This is a genomic window from Nocardia aobensis NBRC 100429 (assembly GCF_000308375.1).
Taxonomy (GTDB): Bacteria; Actinomycetota; Actinomycetes; order Mycobacteriales; family Mycobacteriaceae; genus Nocardia; species Nocardia aobensis.
Map to the genome: position 1 here is coordinate 1 of NZ_BAFQ01000292.1, position 18,679 is coordinate 18,679.

Sequence of the window (18,679 nt, forward strand, 5' to 3'; positions counted from 1 at the left end):
GAGCCAGCGCGGCAGCTGCTGTTGCGGATACTCTTGCGGCGGAGCCACATTCGGCACCGTCGCACCACCGCAGCGCGGACCGTACTCGTCGCCGTAGTGCGGGCAGTCCTTCGCGGTGTACTGCTGGAACGGAGTGAGCGAGGCGTCCATCGCCCACACCATCTGTTGTTTCGGACCCCAGTGGAACGTGGTCTTCAGACGCTGCAACGCCGTGTTGAGGTTGGCGGCGGTGAACGGAATCGCCTCCGGATCCCTGGCCAGGCCGCCGAACAGATCGTCCAGACCGGCGACGAGGAATTTGCCCGAATCCGGATTGCGTGCGAACAGGTGGTTGACCGAGTCGACGGCGCCGCCCGCATTCGTCAGCAGCGCAACGAGATTCGAGCGGCGCTCGGTGAGGGTACGCGCGGTCGTCACCGAATCCGACAGCACTCCCACCAATTCCGGCGCCGACTGGCTCAGTGCGGTCGCGGCACGGCCCAGATCACCCAGCATGTCTCCGATACCGGGAATGTCGTGCACCTGGGTGAGCCAGGTGTCGAGCCGCTCCACGGTCGAACCCGGCACCCGCGCCGACGGTTCCAGCGCCGCGGACAGCGTCGCCAGCACCCGGCCCAGCTTCTCGGGCTGAATGTTGCTCAGCACATTGCGCAGCACGTTGAGCGTGGTCTGCAGTTGGATGGTCGCGGCACCGGTGTCCTGCGCGATGGTCGAGCCGGAATGCAGTGTCGCGGCGTCGGGCCCGTTGTCGACCAATTCGATCGCGGTCACGCCGAACAGGTTGTTGGGAATGACACGCGCGGTGACGTTGGCCGGAATCGCCTCGGCGACACGCGGTTTCAGTGCGATGTCGGCGCGCTGACGCTCCCCTTTCGCCACCACCTCGACCGAATCGACGGTGCCGACGACCATGCCGCGGAATTTCACGTCGGCATGTTTGGGCAGCCCGTCTCCGGTACTGGTGAGAACGGCGTGGACGGGAACCTTCTCGGTGAAACGACCGGTGTAGCGCAGCGCGAGCAGATACAGCAGCGCGGCCACCACGAGCAGCATCGCGAGACCGGCCAGCGTGAGCTGGCGAGCGGTCGCACCGCGGCCACTGGGATCGAGAATCACGAACGACACCTATCCTGAGATCCGGAATCCGGGGTCGATGCCCCAGATCGCCAGGGTGAGAAAGAGATTCGCGAACACCATCACGACGATCACCATCTTGATCGCTCGCCCGGCCGCCACTCCGACTCCCTCCGGCCCGCCGCTGGCGACATAGCCGTAGTAGCACTGGATGAAGGTGGCGAGCAGGGTGAAGATCACGACCTTCAGCAGTGAATAGAACACGTCCGGCCCGATGAGGAACTGGAAGAAGTAGTGGTCGTAGGTCCCCGCGGTGGTGCCGCCGAGGAACAGCACCGTGAGTTTGGTGGTCAGGTAGGCGGCGGCCAGACCGACGCTGTAGAGCGGGACGATCGTCACCGTCGCCGCGATCATCCGGGTGCTGACCAGATAGGGCAGCGGCCGGATCGCGCACGATTCCAGCGCGTCGATCTCCTCGGAGATCCGCATCGAGCCCAGCTGCGCGGTGAACCGGCAGCCCGATTGAATCGCGAAGGCCAGGGTCGCCAGAATGGGCGCCAGTTCCCGGGTGGTCGCGAAACCGGCGATGGCGCCGGTCAGCGGGCTCATGGTCAGGAGGTTCAACGCCGTGAACGACTCCATTCCGACGATGATCCCGCCGAACGAACACAGGATGAAGACGACGCCGATGGTGCCGCCACCGACGATCAGCGACCCGTTACCCCAGCTCACATCGGCCGTCAGCCGGGCGAGTTCCTTCCGATAGTGCTTGACCACGAACGGGATCGCGGCCAGCGCCTGGAAGAAGGTGATGGCCTGATGCCCCAGGCGCTGGTTCGCGTGCACCGGGGCCAGCGCCGCATGTCCGACGGCCCGCAGCGGCCGGGCCGCGGGCGGCGTGTAGGAACTGGCCATCTCAGGCGACCTTCGTCGGGAGCAGGGTATTCGACAGCTGGGTCAGAATGATGTTGGTGGCGAACAACATCAGCGCCGAGCTGACCACCGCGGAGTTCACCGAATTCGCGACACCGGCCGGGCCGCCGCTGGTGTGCAGACCCACATCGCAGGCGATGATCGCGGTGAGCGCGCCGAAGATGGCGGCCTTCGTCAAGGCGATCAGCAGATCGCTGGCCACCGCGAACGACGCGAACGATCCGATGAACGATCCGGGAGTGCCGGATTGGGCGTACACATTGAACATGTACGCCGTCGCGAATCCGACGAAAACGATGAAGCCGCAGAGCAATACGCTCACCAGCACCGCCGCGGCCAGCCGCGGAGCGACCAGCCGGCGCACCGGATCGACACCCATCACCCGCATGGCGTCGATCTCCTCGCGGATCGTCCGCGAGCCGAGGTCGGCACAGATCGCCGAACCCACCGCGCCCGCGATCATCAGCGCGGAGACCAGCGGCGCGCCCTGACGGATGATCCCCAGTGCGGCAACCGAACCGATGAACGTCGTCGCGCCCACCTGGTTCACCAGCGCACCGACCTCGATGGACACCACGACCGCGATCGGGATGGCCACGAACACCGTCGGGGCGGCCGAGACGTTGGCCATGAAGGCGCACTGCCTGATGAATTCCTGGTACGGAAACCGGCGCTGGATCATCGCGAGGAAGAGCTGAACGAACGCCTCTCGCCCCAGCGCGACCTGCCGGCCGAGGGTTTCCAGCGAACGTTGCGGATGCCGGCGCCAGAGGCCGCCGGCGGCATCGACGAGTCGCCGCAGTTCGCCCTCGTCGGTGGTCCGCCACGGCGGAGCCGGCGGGTCCGGCCGATCGGAGGCTCGGGTCGACGTCACAGCGGTCGTTCCTTTCTCACGCTCACCGCTTGTCACGGACAGCCGCAACCGAGCTGCCGGGCGTTGAGCGTGTGAAGTGTTACACACCGATTCGGTGCGACACAAGATAGTAAGTTATCGACTGTTCTCGCACTATCGAATCAGATCGAGTGCGAGATTACACAGTATTCAGCGCAGACTGGGCGGCATCAAGTTATGGAATATTCCGTCGTCAGACGGCCGCCACCGGGTCTATTCGGGGAGATTCTCCAAATAGTGCTGCAGTAGCACCACCAGCGCGCCGAGCAGTGCGATCCCGGCGCCCACCGCACACGACACCGCGACCCACAGGCCGAATCGGAGAACAGGATTGACCTTGATTCGCCCACCGAGGATCTTGACTCCGATCACCACGATGTCGATGAGCCACACCAGCGCCATCATGACTAGGTCATGCAGACGTTCGAGAAGGTGAGCACGGGCCAGCACACGATCGATCCCAGAAAGGAGATGACCACGTCGATGCCGTGCATCTGCTTCAGGTGCGAGGTGTGCGTCAGGGTCCAGATCACCCCGACGATGCCGTAGGGCACGGCGAGAATGATGAGCGTCCCGAGGAATTCGGACACCTTCATCTCGTAGCTCAGTAGCCGATCGAGTCGCTTCAGCATTGCGACGCAAGTCCTTTCACCCATCGGCCGGACATCCGGTGCACACGCCTCTGGCAGGCACCGGATACGGGCACCCTTGCCCGTCGGCCGCGGTCCCCGGCGATTCGCGGGTCCGCAGATGCGTATGTTACTGGAAATTCACGTTTTGTGAAGTTGTCGCCCGGAACTGGCCGGACGGTGAATAGTCGGTGCTCATACGATCAGCGGCGGCAGCTCAGGAAGTCGGCCGCAGGGGGGAAGTTACCGATAATTCCTGTGTATCCGGAGTCGCAGGGATTAGCATGGAAGGGTGCCGCCGACCGTAGGATGCGAACGGCCCACGGGTGTGACCACGGCGGGCCCGGCACGACCGGTGCGTGAGCCCGGCGATGTCGCAGGGGGATCGCCGGTCTCGGCAGCGGATCCCGGCCGGCTCGATTGTCGTTCACCGCCGCCACCGGGACCACCGAATCGAAGGATCACCGTGCCCAGCGAAATCATCCATCCGGACGGCGCATCCGGGCGGCGCAGTATCGCCGCTGTCCGATCGCGCGAAATTCTCAACTACTTCGGCAAATGCCAGGCCTGCGGCTACCCGGCACAGGCCGTCCTGCGCACCACCCTCTACAGCGACGGCACGATCACCGATGCGGTCATCGCGACCTGCGCCTCGCCGTGCGGATGGTCCGGCACATCGGCGCCCACGGTGATGACAGTGCGCACGGAGCTTTGATCTCTATTGTGCTGGGCGCCAACGTACCTCGTCAGCGGGCCGGCGGCCCGACCCAGCGCAGGGCCGCGGCCGGGCAGAGTTTGATCGCCTCGGTCGCGAGCGCGGGGTCCGGTTCGGAGCCGGTGAGGATGGGATAACCCCAGTCGTCCAGAACTATCTGCTCGGGCAGCACCTGCGCGCAGATGCCGTGGCCGGTGCAGGCGATGCGATCGACCGCCAGGACGCCGGACGGGGGCCGGGTGATACCGAGGGCTCGAGTTGTCAGGGACACGATTCATCCTTGTGGGCCGAAAATCGTTCGCTCCCCGGGCTTTCGACGAGCTGCGGGGTGCCGAACACGTCCAGGGCGGAAGCCAGGAACCGCGCCACGCCGTCGGGAAAGCGGCAAGCACCTCGCCCCGGAACACGGGTGAGCCTGCGCAGGAGCCGCTCGGCGGTCGCGGCCGAGGCTCGCCGCTCGAGCAGGTCGCTCAGATCGTCGCGCAGCGCGGGTAATCCGAACATGCACGGGCCGCACTGGCCGGCGGATTCTCCCGCCGCATAGGTCAGCGCGGACAGCACCACCTGCCACGGATCGCTGCCGGCGGCTAGGACGCGAAACGTGCCGACGCCGGGCCCGAGTCCGAACGGCGCCAAGGTTGATCGCGACCACAGCGTATGTCGCGCCTCGGCGGGCAGGAATCCGCCGCTCAGACCGTTCACCCACAGCGCCTGCGGGGAGGCGGTGAGACCGCCTGCCCGATCGAGGATTTCGGAGACCGGCAGGCCCGCCTCCGCGGCGTGGACACCGGGTGCGCGGACGCCGTCGGCAACGGTCACCAGCCGCGGGCCGGGCTCGTCGGCAGTGCCGTAGGAGCGGAACCAGCCCGGCCCGTATTCGGCGATCTGCTGGATCCGCCACACCGTTTCGACGTTGAGTACCAGTGTCGGCGCGAGTCGGCGCCCACGTGGGTCCCGGCCGCCGCCCGTGATCGGTTCGAACCGCATCACCGGTCGCGCCGGACCGCCGTGCGCCAGCCGGACCAGCGCCGACTCCTCCGAGGACACGTACCGCCGGGGCACGGCAAGGGTGTCGACCCCCGCCGCCTCCAGTACGGCCAGCGTCCGCGAACCGCGGTGCGCGGCCACCCGCACCCGCTGCGCCGTAATGCGCCGGGCGCCCTCGAGCACCTCGGGCAGATGATGCGCGACGACCCAGGCGTCCTTGGCCGAATCCCATTCTCCGTCACAGGCATTGACGATCAACTCGGCCCGGTGGCGGGCGGCGAGTTCGAGTTTGGCGGCGGTGGGAAAGTTCGCTCCACCGCGGCCGCGCAGCCCGGCGGCCGCCAGCATCTCCGGTAGTCCGGTCACGTCCACTCCTGAGCAGCGATGTCCGAGCGGCGATGTCGGTCCGCGTCGGGAAGGACCCAGCGCCATACGGCGCCGACCGCCAGCGCCACACCACAGGCGACGGTGACGGCGAACAGCGCCGGATCGCGCGCCGAGGCCATCGTCAGTCCGTGCACGACCGCCAGCGGCGCCATCGCGTACGCGAGCAGGTGCACCGCACGCCACATCCGGGTCGGCAGCCGGTGGCGCAGCACGGATGTCGTGACGACCGCCAGCAGGATATCCAGCGCGAGGGTGCCCAGCGCGACCCATTGCCGTTCGTAACCGGCGGTGAACGGCACCACCATCGACAGCCATCCGAGATGGACGTACGTATCGACCGTCGCGGTCACGATGTGCGCGGCCAGGAAGACGATCGTGCCGAGGGCCAGCGTGCGATGCAGACCCATCGCCACGGCCGATATCGCGAGCCGCGGACGCACCCGCGCGGCCGTGAACATTCCGAGCAGCGCGACCAAGGTCAGGAGCACGAGGGTGACCACTCCGGCGGCGCGCGAGACGTACCACAGCCACGGACCGGTCATGACACGTGCCGCTTGCGCGTCGCGGTCGGGGCGGGCCACCCCGGAGTCGTCACCACCTCGTGGCCGACGGTCATCAGGCAGGCGGGCACGCCGCGATCGGCCAGCCATCGCGGCGCCTGATCGTCGAGGATGATCGCGGCCGTCGAGGCCGCATTGGCCTGCACCGCATCGGGTCCCGCGCAGGTGACCTGTGCCCACCGCGTCCGGGCGGACCGGCCGGTGCGCGGGTCGATGATGTGATGGCGGCGAATGCCGCCGCGCACCCACGTGCGCAGCCGCGTCGACGAGGTCGCGAACGCCTGCCCGGTCGAGGTGACGACCTGCACCACGGCGTCGTTCCAGTCCCGCACCCCGATGGACCAGCCCTGCGGCGGTCCGGTGCCCGCGACGGCGATGTCGCCGCCCAGATTCACCAGATAGCCACCGGGCCCGGTCGCGGCCAGTTCGGCGGCGATCGTATCCGCCGCCCACGCCTTCGCACTCGCGCCCAGATCCAGTACGGTTCCCGGGGACAGCGCCACCTCCCCTCGCTGCTCGTCGAAGATCATGTGCCGCAAGGGAATCGAGTCCCGATCGGCTTCGGGCGGGCCCACGTCACCGCGGGCGCGCACCGCATCCAGATCGTCGTCGTAGCCGCAGGCGATCAGCGCGGCCCCCAGGGAGGCCGAGACCAACCCCGAGGTCAGGCGCTGGGTGCGCATCGCCGCCCGCAGACACGACGCGAGGGTCGCGCCGACCGGAATGCGCACCTGCTCCGAACGACCCGCTCGGGCCGATTCGGCGCTGCGCGAATTGATCACCGCGAGTTCGGAATCCGCGCGAAAGCGCGAGGCGGCACGATCGAGATCGTCAAGCCGCGCGCGGACCAGGTCGGCCGCGCGAGCCAGCTCCCGGGCATCGGTGCAGACGACCACGACCGATGTTCCGATCGCCGGAAACGTCTCCGAGGCCGCCGCCGCGCCTCGCGCGGTGCTCATGACCCGGCGGTGTGCTCGTGCGGCTCGCTGTCGGAATTCCGCACCGGCGGCGTGGGCGTCCACTCCCCCGGCCGGCTGCTTTCCGGTTGCGGCGCAGGGGAAGTCGGCGCCGAGACCGGATCGGCCGTGTGCACCTCCACGGACACCCGCTGCACGGTTCCCGCGGGTTTCGCCGCATGCCCGATGGTTCCGTCCTGCACCGCCAATTCCACGGCGAGTCCACCGACGGCGATCGTCGCGGCGACGAATATTCCGGTTGCGCCGCGCCGGATTCGGGAGAGATTCGGGTTCGTTGTCATCTCTGTTCTACCTTCGCCTCTGATACCGCTGTCGCCCGCGAAGTCGGCGAATCACCGGTTGGTCTGCGGGATTTCGATGCTCAGCGGCATCCGCAGTTCGGCCATGTACCACAGCACGAACTGCCGCAGGAATTCGTCGAACAACCAGGTCGCGTCGGCGGTCGGCGGGATCACGCCCATCACGCCCTCGCGCACCGCGACGAACGGTCCCCAGCTGAACTTCAGCAACGGATCCCACACCGGCTCGCGCGCGATCCGCAGATCATCGGCGATCTTGTCGCCCAGGATGAATCGGGTGAACGCGCCCAGAATGGGCTTGCTGAGCAGTGTCAGATCGAGGTCGAAGCCCAGGTCCATGAGGTTGTGCGCGAGCTCGATACCTTCCGGCGTCGCCTCGATGATCGGATCCAGTTGCTGCTTGGCCTGGGCGTCGGCCTGCTCCCACGTCGCGGGAATGTATTCGTCGCGAATGCCGAGGAAGTGGCCGGCCAGCTGCCACGTGTGCAGGTAGCCCTCCGCTTCGGCCACCGGGATCTGCACATTCCAGGTCCGGAAGGTCCGCATGATGGTCGTGGCGAGGCTGTGCCAGGTGACCATCTTGTCGTCCTGGCTGATCGGGGTGTGCTCGGACGGCCAATGCGGCGACCGGGGCAGCAGATGCCGGACCGCGGCATGGATGATGCGGGTCTTGACGCAGGTCACGATCATTTCGCCGCCCGGCTGATAGGCGTTGACCGTGCCGATGTCGTAGCCGAATTTCGCGGTTTTGGCGATGCGGTCCTTCAGGTGCGAACCGCCCCGGGAGTAGTAGACCGCGCGCGCCTCGTGCGGGATGACGTTCGCCATCATGCCGCTGGCGAAGGCGTAGAGCACGCCCAGATACGTTCCGCGCTTCTTGTTGAATTCGAAGCCGGCTGCCATCTTGGCCTCGTCCGCCCACGACGGCAGCTGCCGTGCGTACTCCATGAAGTCGCGCATATTCTGCGGCAACCCGGCCGGAATGGGCTGCTCGTTGCGCACCCAGGTCCGGAGCAGATTGTTGATCCGCGGAATGTCCTCGTGGTCCATGACGTCGGCGATCACCGGATCCGCCTCCGGATCCCACACGGTCAGCGGGTCGGCCCCGCCGCCGCTGCCGACCACGGAACCGCTCGGCGACCATGTCCACGGCTCCGCCCGCGCGGTCCGCGCGCCGAGTGCCAGCGCGCCCGCAGCGCCGATCAAACCACTGCCTGCTCGCAGGGCATCGCGCCTGCTGAGACCCAGTCCGTCCATGCTATTGTCCCTCTTCATTGAGAAGCAGATACAGAGATACAAACTCTGTTTCTGAGTATCTTGATGAGACCACACCGTGGCCGCGATCACAAGAAGTTGTCAGGATTTTCGAAACGAAGCGCGTGAGAGGACACCGTGAAGCTGGGATCACCGCCCTCGAAGGGTTCAGGAAACGGCACGTCACCACTCGAACGCGCGTACACCGACGCGGTCGACCGCGTCGACGAGGGTGACGACATCCGCTCGCGCATACTCGACGCGGCAGTCGAACAGTTCGGCGCCCTCGGCGTCCGCCGCTCGACCATGGACGATGTGGCCCGGCGGGCCAATGTCTCCCGCATCACCGTGTACCGCCGTTTCGCGACGAAGGACGCCCTGGTCGAACAGGTGATCGTGCGCGAATACCGGCGCTATTTCGACCAGTTCCTGATCGACATCCGGCACGCGCGCACGGCAGCCGACCGGGTCGTCCTGGGTTTCGTCAGCTCGTTGAAGGTGATCCGCAAGAACCCGATCATCGGCGGCCTGCTCGCCGCCGAACCCGACATGCTCGTCGGATCCATGATCGGCGATCAGGGCCATACGGTCGCCATGGTGCGCCGGTTCGTGGCCGACCAACTCCGCCGCGAACAGCGCGCCGGCCATGTCGCCCAGGAGGTCGACGTCGATCTGGTGGCCGAGTTGATGGTCCGGATCTCCGCCTCCTATCTGGCGGTCCCCAGCCAGGTCATCGACCTCGACGACGACGATCAGGTAGCGGCCCTCGCCCGGCAGTATCTCGTTCCGATGCTCGAGCCGCCCCTCGACCCCGGCGCGGATGCGCCCGCTACTGGGCGCTGATCCCCGCGGATCCCAGATCGAGCTGGTTGAGCAGATTCTGAATCAGGACATAGGGGTTCATCGTCGAAGCCTCCGTCTCCACGGTGAGCGGGCGGCTGCCGCGAGCGGTGCGGGCCCCACGGTCGGGCTCGCCTCTTGGCAGCTCAGAATATTGATTAACATACATAACTAAGCCCAGGGCTGTCTACACTTTCGATGAAGAATGGCGAGCAACTTAGGTGCCCTGCGGAGGCTGCGGGGAGGCGGCCGAGGACAGCAGATGAGCGGTGGCGATCGCGTGCCCCGAGGCGGTCGAGCAACCGTCGCGCGACCGCGGAGTCCGCGGTGATATGGAAAATTGGCCAGGGGCCGGAACAGCGACCGCGACGGTGTCGACGGGGCTGGTGCGCTCCACCGCGATCCAGCGCCGCCGAACCGCTGCAGCACCGACGAGGGCACCTACTTGTGGCCGGTATCCACGATGTATCGAGTTTTGCGGGAGAACAAGCAGGTCAGCGAGTGGCGGGGGTTGGTGCGGCAGCTGGCGAAGGTGTGTCCGGAACCGGTCGCGAACGCACCTCGGCAGTGATGGTGAGGATCACTGGTCGGAGCGGGTATGGACCGGCGCAATCACCGGAGCGGTGGGCAGAGCCGGACTGCGGTGCCTGACACCCGGATCTGCTCCTCGGCCGGATGCAGCGCAACTTCCAGCAGCGAGGGGCGGCCCATGTCGTGGCCCTGGTGGAGGGTCAGCTCGGCGTGCGGCGGGACCAGACCGAGCTGGCGGGCGTACGCGCCGAAGGCGGCAGCGGCTGCGCCCGTGGCGGCGTCTTCAACGACGCCGCCGACCGGGAATGGGTCGCGGACGTGGTAGACCGTCGCGGTTTCGCGCCAGACCAGCTGCACCGTGGTCAGGTTGAGCTGGCGCATCAGGGCAAGCAGGCGGTCGAAGTCGTAGTCCAGGTCGGCCAGTCGCTCCCGGGTGGCGGCCGCCAGCACCAGGTGGTGCACCCCCGCGTACGCGATCCTCGGGGGCAACGCGGGATCCAACTCCCGGTTCGTCCAGCCGAGCGCCGCCAAGGCTTCCGTGACATCCGCCGGGTCTGCCTCGTACACCCGCGGTGGCACGCTGGTGAGCGTGGCCTTCAGCGTTCCGTTTTCCTCGTGGACGGCGACCGGCACCCGGCCCGCCTGGGTGTGGAGGTCGAAGTTCCCGGCTCCGAATCGTTCGCCGAGCGCGATGGCGGTGGCCACAGTGGCGTGGCCGCAGAAGTCCACTTCCGCCTTGGGGCTGAAGAACCGGAGGGTGAAGGACCTGGGGTCGTCCGGGTCGGGGCCGGGGGTGAGAAAGGCGGATTCCGAGTAACCGAGTTCGGCGGCGATCGCGAGCATCGCGGCGTCGTCGAGTCCGGCGGCGTCGAGTAAGACGCCGGCGGGGTTGCCGCCGTGGGGGCTGGTTGCGAAGGCGGTGTAGTGCAGGACGTCGGTGGTGGTCGGAGTGGTCATGGGTGGGATCCCTTCTGGCGGAGCCGGATTGCGAAAGTGGAGGGGAATCGAGGGGGTCACTGGCCGTCGGTCGTGCCCCGTTTCCTCGAGGCGAACAGTGCTAGCAGGGTGCCGGTGGCAAAGGCCGCGGCAGCGAGGGTCGCCGACAGGCGCAGGCCGGGGATGAAATCGCCGGAGGCGGCGAGCGTGCCGAACAGCGCAACCCCGACAGTGCTGCCGACCTGCCGGGAGACGTTGAAGACGGCGGCGGCGATGCCCGCCCCCGACGCCGGGGCTGCGTCGATGATCGCGGCGGTAGCGGCCAGGGCCGTCGTGGTCTGGCCGAGGCCTGTGGCGATCAGGGCGAACAGCAGCACGTAATAGGGAGTGTGCAACCCGGCGACCAGCCAGCCGAGGAAGCCGGTGGTGCCCAGCGCCAGGCCCGCGGCCATCGGGACGTACGGGTCGGTGCGGGCAACGATCCGGCCGAACAGCGGGGCAGCGATCAACCCCATGCACACCGACGGCAGCAGAGCGACGCCGGTGGCCAGGGCGCTGAGGCCGCGTTCCTGCTGGAAGTACAGAGTGGTCAAAAAGAGCATGCCGTAATAGCCGAGGCTGATCAGGAGCCCGACGACAGCGGTGCCGGTGAAGGCCGGGGAGCGGAACAGCGACGGCGGGAGCAGTGGTGAGCGCTCGCCGCGGCCTCCCGCCGCCCGCTTCTCCAGAGCGCACTCGACCAGGGCGAAGGCGACCAGCGCGGCGGCGCCGAGGCCGAAGGCAGCCAGGACCGGCGCGGACGTCCAGCCGTGCGTGCCGGCCTCGTTGAGGCCGTACGCCAAGGCGACGAGCCCGACGACGCCGAGGATCTGTCCCAGCGGGTCCATCCGGCGGACTCCCATCGTGCGCGCGGGGGCGCGGAGGTGGCGCAGGGTGAGGTACACGGCGAGAGCGCCGACGGGCAGATTGAGCCAGAACACGAAGCGCCAGTCGAAGGCAGAGACCAGGACCCCGCCGACGACCGGACCGGCGCCGAAGGCAATGGAGGCAACCGCGCCCCAGAGGGCGACTGCCCTGGCCCGCATCGCGCGATCGGGGTAGGTGGCCTGCAAGAGTGCGAGCGAGGCCGGCACGAGCAGCGCGGCGCCCGCACCCTGGGCGAGCCGTCCGGCGACCAGCAATCCGGGAGATGTGGCGAGGCCGCAGGCCACCGACGCGGTAGTGAAAATCCCGAGGCCGGTCAGGAAGACCCGGCGGTGCCCGAACCGATCGGCGAGGCCGCCGCCGAGCAGGAGCAGCGCCGCGAAGACGGTGCTGTAGCCGTCGACGAGCCACCGCAGGGCGGAGGCTCCGGCGCCGAGGGAGGCGCGGATGTCCGGGAGGGCGACATTGACAACCGTCACGTCGAGCATCACCAGGAAGTAGCCGAGGCTGAGCGCGACCAGCGGGGCCGGCGCGAGCGCGGGTCGCGGGTTATCCGTGCCGGAAAGCGCTGCCGGTCGGGGTGTTCCGGCGGCGCGCTCGGGTCGAGCGGCGAAGTCCGTGAAGGTCATGGAAAAAATCATCGACCCCGGATGCTTCGTCAGCCATCGAAGTGTCGCTGTCCTACGCTGTCGTCATGCCGGATCCGCACCCGCTCAAGCACCAGACCGACATTGCCCGCGCCGCCGCCCTGATCGCCGATCCCTCCCGGGCCGTCATGCTCAAATGCCTGACCGATGGCCGCGCTCTGCCCGCGAGTGCGCTCGCGGGCGAGGCCGCGGTCAGCGCGGCGACGGCCAGCGCGCACCTGGCCAAGCTGGTGGAGGGCGGGTTCGTCACGGTCGCGCAGGAGGGACGGCACCGCTACTACCGCCTCGCGGGCCCTGAGATCAGCGCGGCCCTGGAGGCGCTGGCACTCGTCGCGCCGGCGCTGCCCATCAACTCCCTGAAGGAGAGCAACCGGACCAACGCCCTGTACCGCTCCCGCACGTGCTATGACCATCTGGCCGGACAGCTCGGCGTCGCCCTGATGCAGGCGCTGCTCGACCGTGGCGTGCTCACCGGGAACGACGGCTTCCACCGCCCCGCGCAAGCGGTGCGCGACCGCCTGTCGTCCTACGGGCACGACATCCGCTACGAACTCACCGACACCGGCCGGGAACAACTCCGCGAACTCGGCGTCGATACCGACCGCTTGCCACCGCGCCGGCCCGCGATCCGCTACTGCGTCGACTGGAGCGAGCACCGCAACCACTTGGCCGGCGGCCTCGGCGCAGCCCTGACCGCCCGACTATTCGACCTGGACTGGGTGCGCTGGGGCGCTGCCCCGCGCCTGGTCCACCTGACCGACCAGGGCGCCGCGGGCCTCGAGCAGTCACTCGGCCTGGTACTCGTCAGCGCTTGAACACCCACCGCCACAGGCAGTGGCGCCCTCCGTAATCTGGGCGTTCCCGGAGGAGGGCAGAGTCCTTGTGCCCGAACGCGTATGGAGCGAGAAGGAGTTGGTCGGGCGCGCGGACGGCGCCGGGCCGATCTACAACATGCCCGCGATCGGATCCGAAGACCGCGATCCAGTTCCTCGACTACCTTGTCGCCCGGTTGCCGTTCCAGATGGAGGAGCGATTCGCGGCGGGTAGCGCCTGGCAGGAGTGCGCGACGTTGTTGTACACGCAAGGAGTGGAGGCGACGACAGTGTCGTCAGAACGGACAAAAGGCCCAGCAAATGCCGGGCCTTCTACCTGGTGGGCCTAACGCTCCACAACCCGAACACTATGACCGTCGAGGGGCCGGCGATTCGGATGAGGCCAGTAGGCGTTCGACAAGTTGAAACAGGGCGCAACGGCGATGGGCATACGCCTCGTCGGCCGGCACGGTGAGAGGATGTGGTGCGCTGTCAGCGATCGTGATCGACCCGCTTCCCTGCACCCGGTACCGCTGCCAGCGCCGCGTTGGCCGCGGTACCGTCGGTGGTGGAGGGGATAACCCGCAGTATGACGACGATGCCGTGCGCGCTGCATACGTGCATCGTGTTGAAAAGCTCGAAAGGATAGGGGTCCAAGTGGGTTCGATGACTGCCGAGCTGCAGGTGCCGAGCAGAGGGTGACCATCCGGTCGGGTCGTAGACGACCTGTCGCACCAGTCCGAGGCGCGGCCGGAGGGCGGTGAGCAGTCCTGGAAGTTCGGCGGCCAGGTCTTGTGTGCGGGGCCACCAGACACCGTCGATGTGGCCGGTGCCATCGCGGCGCGGACGCAATCGCAATCGTGGTGTACAGAGCGGTGGGCGACGAGGCGGTGCGGGATGCAAGGTTGCCGATGGCTGCGCCATGAGACGCTCCTGTCACAGCCCGCCAGGGCCGGAATCCGAATCGGAGACGACGCGACCTCGACTGGTCGACATGCGGGATGCCTCCGGATACGGTCCAGCCTACTCGCTGACATCTGCCGGACGACCTGCGCGAATGGAATCGAGGGATGGCGCATGCCGCATCGCCTGTCGGATTCCGCGCTTATGTTGATCATCATCGGTGAACTGGGTCGGCTCGGCTGGCAAGGCCCTGATCGTCGCCCGGCCCGCCGGGCCGCACCGCGCTGGGGGGACACCCACCAGCCGACCGCGTTCCTCACCTCTCGGGTCGATACAACTGGTTCGCGCCATATATACCCGGATACCGTGCGGGAGCGAATCTGCAGATATGCGAGTTCGAGGCCCACACCGAGTGTCTCGACGACGGCCGGCACACGCTGCATCAATTGCGGCATTCCCGGCTGCGGAGCCGGATCAGTGGTGCGGATTACTGCGCGCGCTCACGGGCACGATGGTCGGTGGTCCACACCGGTTGCAGCATGTGCCAGTCGGCCGGGTGCGCGGCGATACCGGCGGCGAACCGGTCGGCCAGGGCTTGGGTCGTGGCCTGCACACCATCGGTGGTGTCGATCGGCGCGCCGACGTGGAAACCCCAGCCGTCGGGGGTGAACCAGCAGTGCACCGGGAGCAAGGGTGCACCGGTGTCGATCGCCAGCCGAGCCGGGCCGGCCGGCATGCAGGCCGGTTCACCGAAGAAGGTGACCGGCACACCCGCGCCGGTCAGGTCGCGTTCACCGAGCAGCCCGACGATCCGCCCCTGCCGCAGCCGCGCGGTCAGCTGCGCGAACGGCGGTGCGGCGCCGCCGGTGAGAGGGACGATCTCGAATCCGAGGCTTTCCCGGAATCGGACGAAGCGGTGGAACAGCGATTCCGGTTGCAGCCGCTCGGCGACGACGGTCGGTGTGCCGACCCGCTGGACCAGCCACACTCCCGCCAGGTCCCAGTTGCCGCTGTGCGGTAACGCCAGCACGGCCCCGCGCCCGTGCCCGACCGCCTGGTGGATGTGTTCGAGCCCGGTGGCCGCCGAGTCGATGGTCGCGGCGAGCCGCACCGGATCCATCGACGGCAGCCGGAACGCTTCACACCAGTAGCGAGCGTAGGAGCGTAGGCTCGCGCGCACGAGATCGTCGGGCACCTGCGCCGCGGTGGTGGACAGCACCCGGGCCAGATTTCGCCGCAGCTGAATCGGACCACCACCGCGAGCAGCGCGATCGGCCGCGACCTCGAACGATCGCATCGCCCACTGCTGCGGCAGGGCCCGCACCAGCCGCCAGCCGGCCGCATACCCGAGATCCCAGGCTCGGTCCTTCGTGGTCATCGGCCACCACCGGCCGATAACGTCACAGTTCTCGTAGCCGCGGCCGTCGGGAGGCATGCAGCAGCCGGCAGCACGCCGAGCCCGAAAGTGATGATCATGACGGCCTCCAACGCCGGTCGGGTGCGGGCCTTATGAGTCGGAGATACCCCATCCGACGGGACGACACCCCCGCGGAGGAAGTTACCTGCGATGCTTCGAACGTCGGCTTGTGCGTACGCGCGCTATCGGCCCGGTGGGCGCCGCGGGCGTGGGTAGGATGGAAGATGCCGGGGGCTTTTCGTACGAAACCACCCGTGATCTCGTCGTCGCCCGGCCAATGAACAGGGCCCGCCACGCGGCCCCGGTCAGGAGCGTCGTGATGACGCGACAACACGAGCCGATCCCGCAGGACCGCTCGCCACGCTTTACCCTCCACAGCCGACCGCCGGTATCACGCCGGTTACCGACACCGCGAGCACCGCGCCCAGGTTCGGTGGATGGGGCCCGGTGGCCCCGCACGACCGACTTGGTCGCCGAACTGTCCGATCTGGAGGCGCTGGGCCGGCGGGCAGGCAGCATCGACCGAATCATGTACAGCATGGACGCCTGGCAGCCGGCACCGAGGCGCGCGATGATCGGCGGACGTTCGGTTCGCCTGGACGGATACCGGCACCTGCCCGCCCACACACTCTGTGTCCTGAGACCGGACCCGACGGACCCGGCAGACCGCGGCACACGCAGCCCATCCTGCGCCCGATCCGCGTCCCGTGTGGGAGGCCTGATATGACACAGAACCCACCGCAGGACAGCGGCGGTGCCGCCGCCGACCGCGGCCCGGGCCGATTCCGGGCCGGCGCCGACGGTGGGCAACCATTCGACAAACCGACCCGCACACCGCGGCTGCTGCTGCGCGAGGGTGACGAGGAATCCGGCGGCGTAGACGGCGCATGGTGGCCCAGAACCGACAACCTCACCACCGAACTGCACGACCTGGTCACCGCCCTCACCGCGCGACTGGGCGCGACCGCCCGGATCAGCTTCGACTGGAATGCGCTGAGCCTGTCCCAACGTCGCATCGACGCGCCCGACGGGATCGAGGTCACCGGCCCGCTTCCGGACCAGCCACCCCAAGTGATGTATGTCTTCGGCCCACACGATCGGCACCTTCGATTGCTGGTGATCAATCCCGCCACCCCCGCAGACCAGGCACAAGCGCAGATGCGCAGGGCCGTAAGCGCCGGCGCCGACAAGCCGGAATCATGAACTACCCCGGGTGGCGACATTGCCGGCCACCGTGCCATGCCGCTGCCCGCCGCTGTCCGATGGTTTCTCGATCGGGACCCCTGTATCTCCGCGGCACCGACATGGACGGCTCGGTCGTCGCGCCTCGTCGCGGCATATTCGTGACGGAACGTGGTCGCGATTCAGGGTTCGCGGCCGTCACTGCCGGGCAGCGTCGTTCCGAGCGGTTCGCCCGGCCGCCGCGAGTACCGATGTCGCGAGGGCAGGATCGGTGCTCTCCGGGATGGCTTGCAACACGATCACGGTGCCGTTGGTCGCGCACAGATACATGATGCCGAACAACTCGAACGGGTACCGGTCCAGTCGCACAGCGCGTCCCGCGACGATGGGATGCCGGTCGGTGGTCGACCAGGTGCGCGGATCGTAGACGATGCGCCATATCTGTTCTGCTCGCGGCCGAACTGCGGCAATCAGATCGGGCAGCTCGGCTGTCAGATTGCTCGATCGTGGCCACCAAGTCGCATCGATATAGCCGCTCGCGTCAGAATCCGGGCGCGGACGGAATCGAGGGGGGTCGGTGAGCGTTCGATCACGGACGGACACAGACGCGCTCAGTGATGGTGGCGTCATGGGACGCTCCTGCCGCGGCCTCCGCGAAGACCGGATATCGCATTCGGGGGACGTCGCTACCTCTGCTGGTCAGCGCACGTGATGCCGCCGAATGCCTCGACTCTACACGCAGCGCTCGGCGCAAGTCCGCTCCCGCAGACCCGTCCCCCTGTTATCCGCCCCGGGCGTGGCAGCGAGCGCCTTTCGGCGAGTGCGGGCCTGCGGATCGGCACAATTCACCGGATGGTGCGGGCGATCCGGTTCCGGCGGCCGCTCGCATAAATTCTCGGTAGCCAGACATCGAAATCAGCGGCGAACCGGTGTCGGTCCGGTAACGACGCCCCTCACGCTGCTAACACCCGGCATCCTTGAGCGATGGTGTAGGTGTCGCCGATCCGACGACGCAGTCCGGCCGCTTCTGCCGACCCGGACGTGGACCCTCGATACGCGTCGGGGCGAATTTCAGCGGTGCGCGGCGCCAGTATCAGCTCGGCGGTTCGGCCAGGTGGCACGCACCTTCGCCGCCCGGCATCACCTATTTCGCGAGACGAACGGTGTGCGATGAAGGACGAGCTCCGTCCCCGTAACGGTACTTCGACGACCAACGCTGCAAGTTTGACCACCTTGCTGCGAGAGACCGCGAACGGCAACACCGATTCCTTCGCCGCGTTCTATCGATCGACCAGACCTCGGTTGCTCGCCAGGCTGACCTTCATCCTGCACAGTCCGGTTCTGGCCGAGGAAGTCAGCCAGGAAATATATCTTCACATCTGGATCGCGGCCGGGGACTACGATGCCGACCGCGGAAGTCCGATGGCATGGCTGATGATGTTCGCGCATCGTCGCGCTGTCGACCAGGTGCGTTCGGAGCAAGCGCTGGCCGACCGCGAACGCGCTTTCGGCCGTAGACAGTTCCCTCCCGACCATGACGTGGTCTACGACGAGGTCGGCCAGCGCCTCGACGAACGCGCCGTCGCCGGGGAAGTGTGCAAACTTCGCAGCCGCCAGCGCGAAGCCATCGAGCTGGCCTTCTACGGTGACCGCACCTACGCTCAGGTCGCCATCGACCTCGACATCCCGCTACCGACCGCCAAAGCGCGGATCCGAGCCGGACTGAAAACCCTCGGCCGCCGCCTGTCATCAAGCTCGCACGACCTTCCGTGAAAGGCGG

General features: G+C 67.8%; 22 protein-coding genes. 6 read left to right on the plus strand and 16 right to left on the minus strand.

The features are described from left to right. From RJ03_RS31755 to RJ03_RS31775, 5 genes are all read right to left on the minus strand, one after another. Positions 1-1,116: MlaD family protein (locus tag RJ03_RS31755; protein WP_036509886.1), on the minus strand; the 1,116-nt coding region annotated here is incomplete at its 3' end. Between the two features lie 9 nt (positions 1,117-1,125). Beyond that, positions 1,126-1,989 carry an ABC transporter permease gene (locus RJ03_RS31760; protein ID WP_036509797.1) on the minus strand — a complete coding sequence of 288 codons (864 nt, stop codon included), beginning with the start codon at positions 1,987-1,989 and terminating at the stop codon, positions 1,126-1,128. Between the two features lies 1 nt (position 1,990). Further along, positions 1,991-2,809: an MlaE family ABC transporter permease gene (locus tag RJ03_RS31765; protein WP_036509890.1), complete on the minus strand. Its 819-nt coding sequence runs from the start codon at positions 2,807-2,809 to the stop codon at positions 1,991-1,993. Positions 2,810-3,112: 303 nt separating this feature from the next. Further along, positions 3,113-3,304, minus strand: coding sequence for a hypothetical protein (locus RJ03_RS31770; RefSeq protein ID WP_036509799.1), 192 nt, complete (start codon positions 3,302-3,304; stop codon positions 3,113-3,115). 2 nt (positions 3,305-3,306) lie between these two features. Then, positions 3,307-3,531 (minus strand): hypothetical protein, encoded by a 225-nt coding sequence (locus tag RJ03_RS31775; RefSeq protein ID WP_036509801.1) that lies wholly within the window; start codon positions 3,529-3,531, stop codon positions 3,307-3,309. 463 nt (positions 3,532-3,994) lie between these two features. Here RJ03_RS31775 and RJ03_RS31780 point away from each other — a divergent pair, with 463 nt between their 5' ends. Then, the gene (locus tag RJ03_RS31780; RefSeq protein ID WP_036509803.1) at positions 3,995-4,243 is read left to right on the plus strand and encodes a hypothetical protein; all 249 of its coding nucleotides are present in this window, start codon (positions 3,995-3,997) and stop codon (positions 4,241-4,243) included. Between the two features lie 31 nt (positions 4,244-4,274). Here RJ03_RS31780 and RJ03_RS31785 read toward each other — a convergent pair whose 3' ends face one another. From RJ03_RS31785 to RJ03_RS31810, 6 genes are read right to left on the minus strand one after another with little or no spacing between them, the layout of a single operon-like run. Then, on the minus strand, positions 4,275-4,514 hold the full coding sequence (locus tag RJ03_RS31785) for a ferredoxin (protein ID WP_036509805.1): 240 nt from the start codon (positions 4,512-4,514) through the stop codon (positions 4,275-4,277). Beyond that, entirely contained in the window at positions 4,505-5,596 is a 1,092-nt protein-coding gene (locus RJ03_RS31790) for an NADH-ubiquinone oxidoreductase-F iron-sulfur binding region domain-containing protein (protein WP_051025550.1), read from the minus strand. Before RJ03_RS31790 ends, RJ03_RS31785 begins: the two co-directional genes overlap by 10 nt. Continuing rightward, positions 5,593-6,159, minus strand: coding sequence for a ferric reductase-like transmembrane domain-containing protein (locus RJ03_RS31795; protein WP_036509896.1), 567 nt, complete (start codon positions 6,157-6,159; stop codon positions 5,593-5,595). The genes RJ03_RS31790 and RJ03_RS31795 overlap by 4 nt, the downstream gene beginning before the upstream one ends. Further along, entirely contained in the window at positions 6,156-7,136 is a 981-nt protein-coding gene (locus tag RJ03_RS31800; protein WP_036509807.1) for an FAD:protein FMN transferase, read from the minus strand. The genes RJ03_RS31795 and RJ03_RS31800 overlap by 4 nt, the downstream gene beginning before the upstream one ends. After that, entirely contained in the window at positions 7,133-7,435 is a 303-nt protein-coding gene (locus tag RJ03_RS31805; RefSeq protein WP_036509809.1) for a hypothetical protein, read from the minus strand. The genes RJ03_RS31800 and RJ03_RS31805 overlap by 4 nt, the downstream gene beginning before the upstream one ends. A 51-nt stretch (positions 7,436-7,486) precedes the next feature. Beyond that, positions 7,487-8,710 carry an oxygenase MpaB family protein gene (locus tag RJ03_RS31810; RefSeq protein WP_036509811.1) on the minus strand — a complete coding sequence of 408 codons (1,224 nt, stop codon included), beginning with the start codon at positions 8,708-8,710 and terminating at the stop codon, positions 7,487-7,489. Between the two features lie 135 nt (positions 8,711-8,845). Between RJ03_RS31810 and RJ03_RS31815 the strand changes: the two genes are divergently transcribed. Next, positions 8,846-9,550: a TetR/AcrR family transcriptional regulator gene (locus RJ03_RS31815; protein WP_083871485.1), complete on the plus strand. Its 705-nt coding sequence runs from the start codon at positions 8,846-8,848 to the stop codon at positions 9,548-9,550. Between the two features lie 609 nt (positions 9,551-10,159). On the opposite strand, the gene RJ03_RS31825 is transcribed toward RJ03_RS31815, so the two are convergent. Both RJ03_RS31825 and RJ03_RS31830 read right to left on the minus strand, forming a co-directional pair. Beyond that, on the minus strand, positions 10,160-11,035 hold the full coding sequence (locus RJ03_RS31825; RefSeq protein WP_036509815.1) for a PhzF family phenazine biosynthesis protein: 876 nt from the start codon (positions 11,033-11,035) through the stop codon (positions 10,160-10,162). Between the two features lie 56 nt (positions 11,036-11,091). Then, a complete protein-coding gene (locus tag RJ03_RS31830) occupies positions 11,092-12,567 on the minus strand; it encodes an MFS transporter (RefSeq protein WP_083871494.1) in 1,476 nt (491 codons plus the stop codon). Positions 12,568-12,632: 65 nt separating this feature from the next. On the opposite strand from RJ03_RS31830, the gene RJ03_RS31835 reads away from it, so the two are divergent. Then, on the plus strand, positions 12,633-13,400 hold the full coding sequence (locus RJ03_RS31835; RefSeq protein WP_036509905.1) for an ArsR/SmtB family transcription factor: 768 nt from the start codon (positions 12,633-12,635) through the stop codon (positions 13,398-13,400). 489 nt (positions 13,401-13,889) lie between these two features. Here RJ03_RS31835 and RJ03_RS31840 read toward each other — a convergent pair whose 3' ends face one another. Next, positions 13,890-14,321 carry a DUF5994 family protein gene (locus tag RJ03_RS31840; protein ID WP_063820489.1) on the minus strand — a complete coding sequence of 144 codons (432 nt, stop codon included), beginning with the start codon at positions 14,319-14,321 and terminating at the stop codon, positions 13,890-13,892. Between the two features lie 466 nt (positions 14,322-14,787). Further along, the gene (locus tag RJ03_RS31845) at positions 14,788-15,678 is read right to left on the minus strand and encodes a phosphatidylinositol mannoside acyltransferase (RefSeq protein ID WP_036509911.1); all 891 of its coding nucleotides are present in this window, start codon (positions 15,676-15,678) and stop codon (positions 14,788-14,790) included. A 358-nt stretch (positions 15,679-16,036) separates the two neighbouring features. On the opposite strand from RJ03_RS31845, the gene RJ03_RS39150 reads away from it, so the two are divergent. Together RJ03_RS39150 and RJ03_RS31855 are read left to right on the plus strand one after the other, a co-directional pair. After that, entirely contained in the window at positions 16,037-16,444 is a 408-nt protein-coding gene (locus RJ03_RS39150) for a DUF5994 family protein (protein WP_373281742.1), read from the plus strand. Next, entirely contained in the window at positions 16,441-16,920 is a 480-nt protein-coding gene (locus RJ03_RS31855) for a DUF5994 family protein (protein ID WP_051025532.1), read from the plus strand. Before RJ03_RS39150 ends, RJ03_RS31855 begins: the two co-directional genes overlap by 4 nt. Before the next feature lie 177 nt (positions 16,921-17,097). On the opposite strand, the gene RJ03_RS38700 is transcribed toward RJ03_RS31855, so the two are convergent. After that, on the minus strand, positions 17,098-17,529 hold the full coding sequence (locus tag RJ03_RS38700; protein WP_245552454.1) for a DUF5994 family protein: 432 nt from the start codon (positions 17,527-17,529) through the stop codon (positions 17,098-17,100). A 594-nt stretch (positions 17,530-18,123) separates the two neighbouring features. Between RJ03_RS38700 and RJ03_RS31865 the strand changes: the two genes are divergently transcribed. Next, entirely contained in the window at positions 18,124-18,672 is a 549-nt protein-coding gene (locus RJ03_RS31865) for a sigma-70 family RNA polymerase sigma factor (RefSeq protein WP_051025536.1), read from the plus strand. The last annotated feature ends 7 nt before the right edge of the window (positions 18,673-18,679 follow it).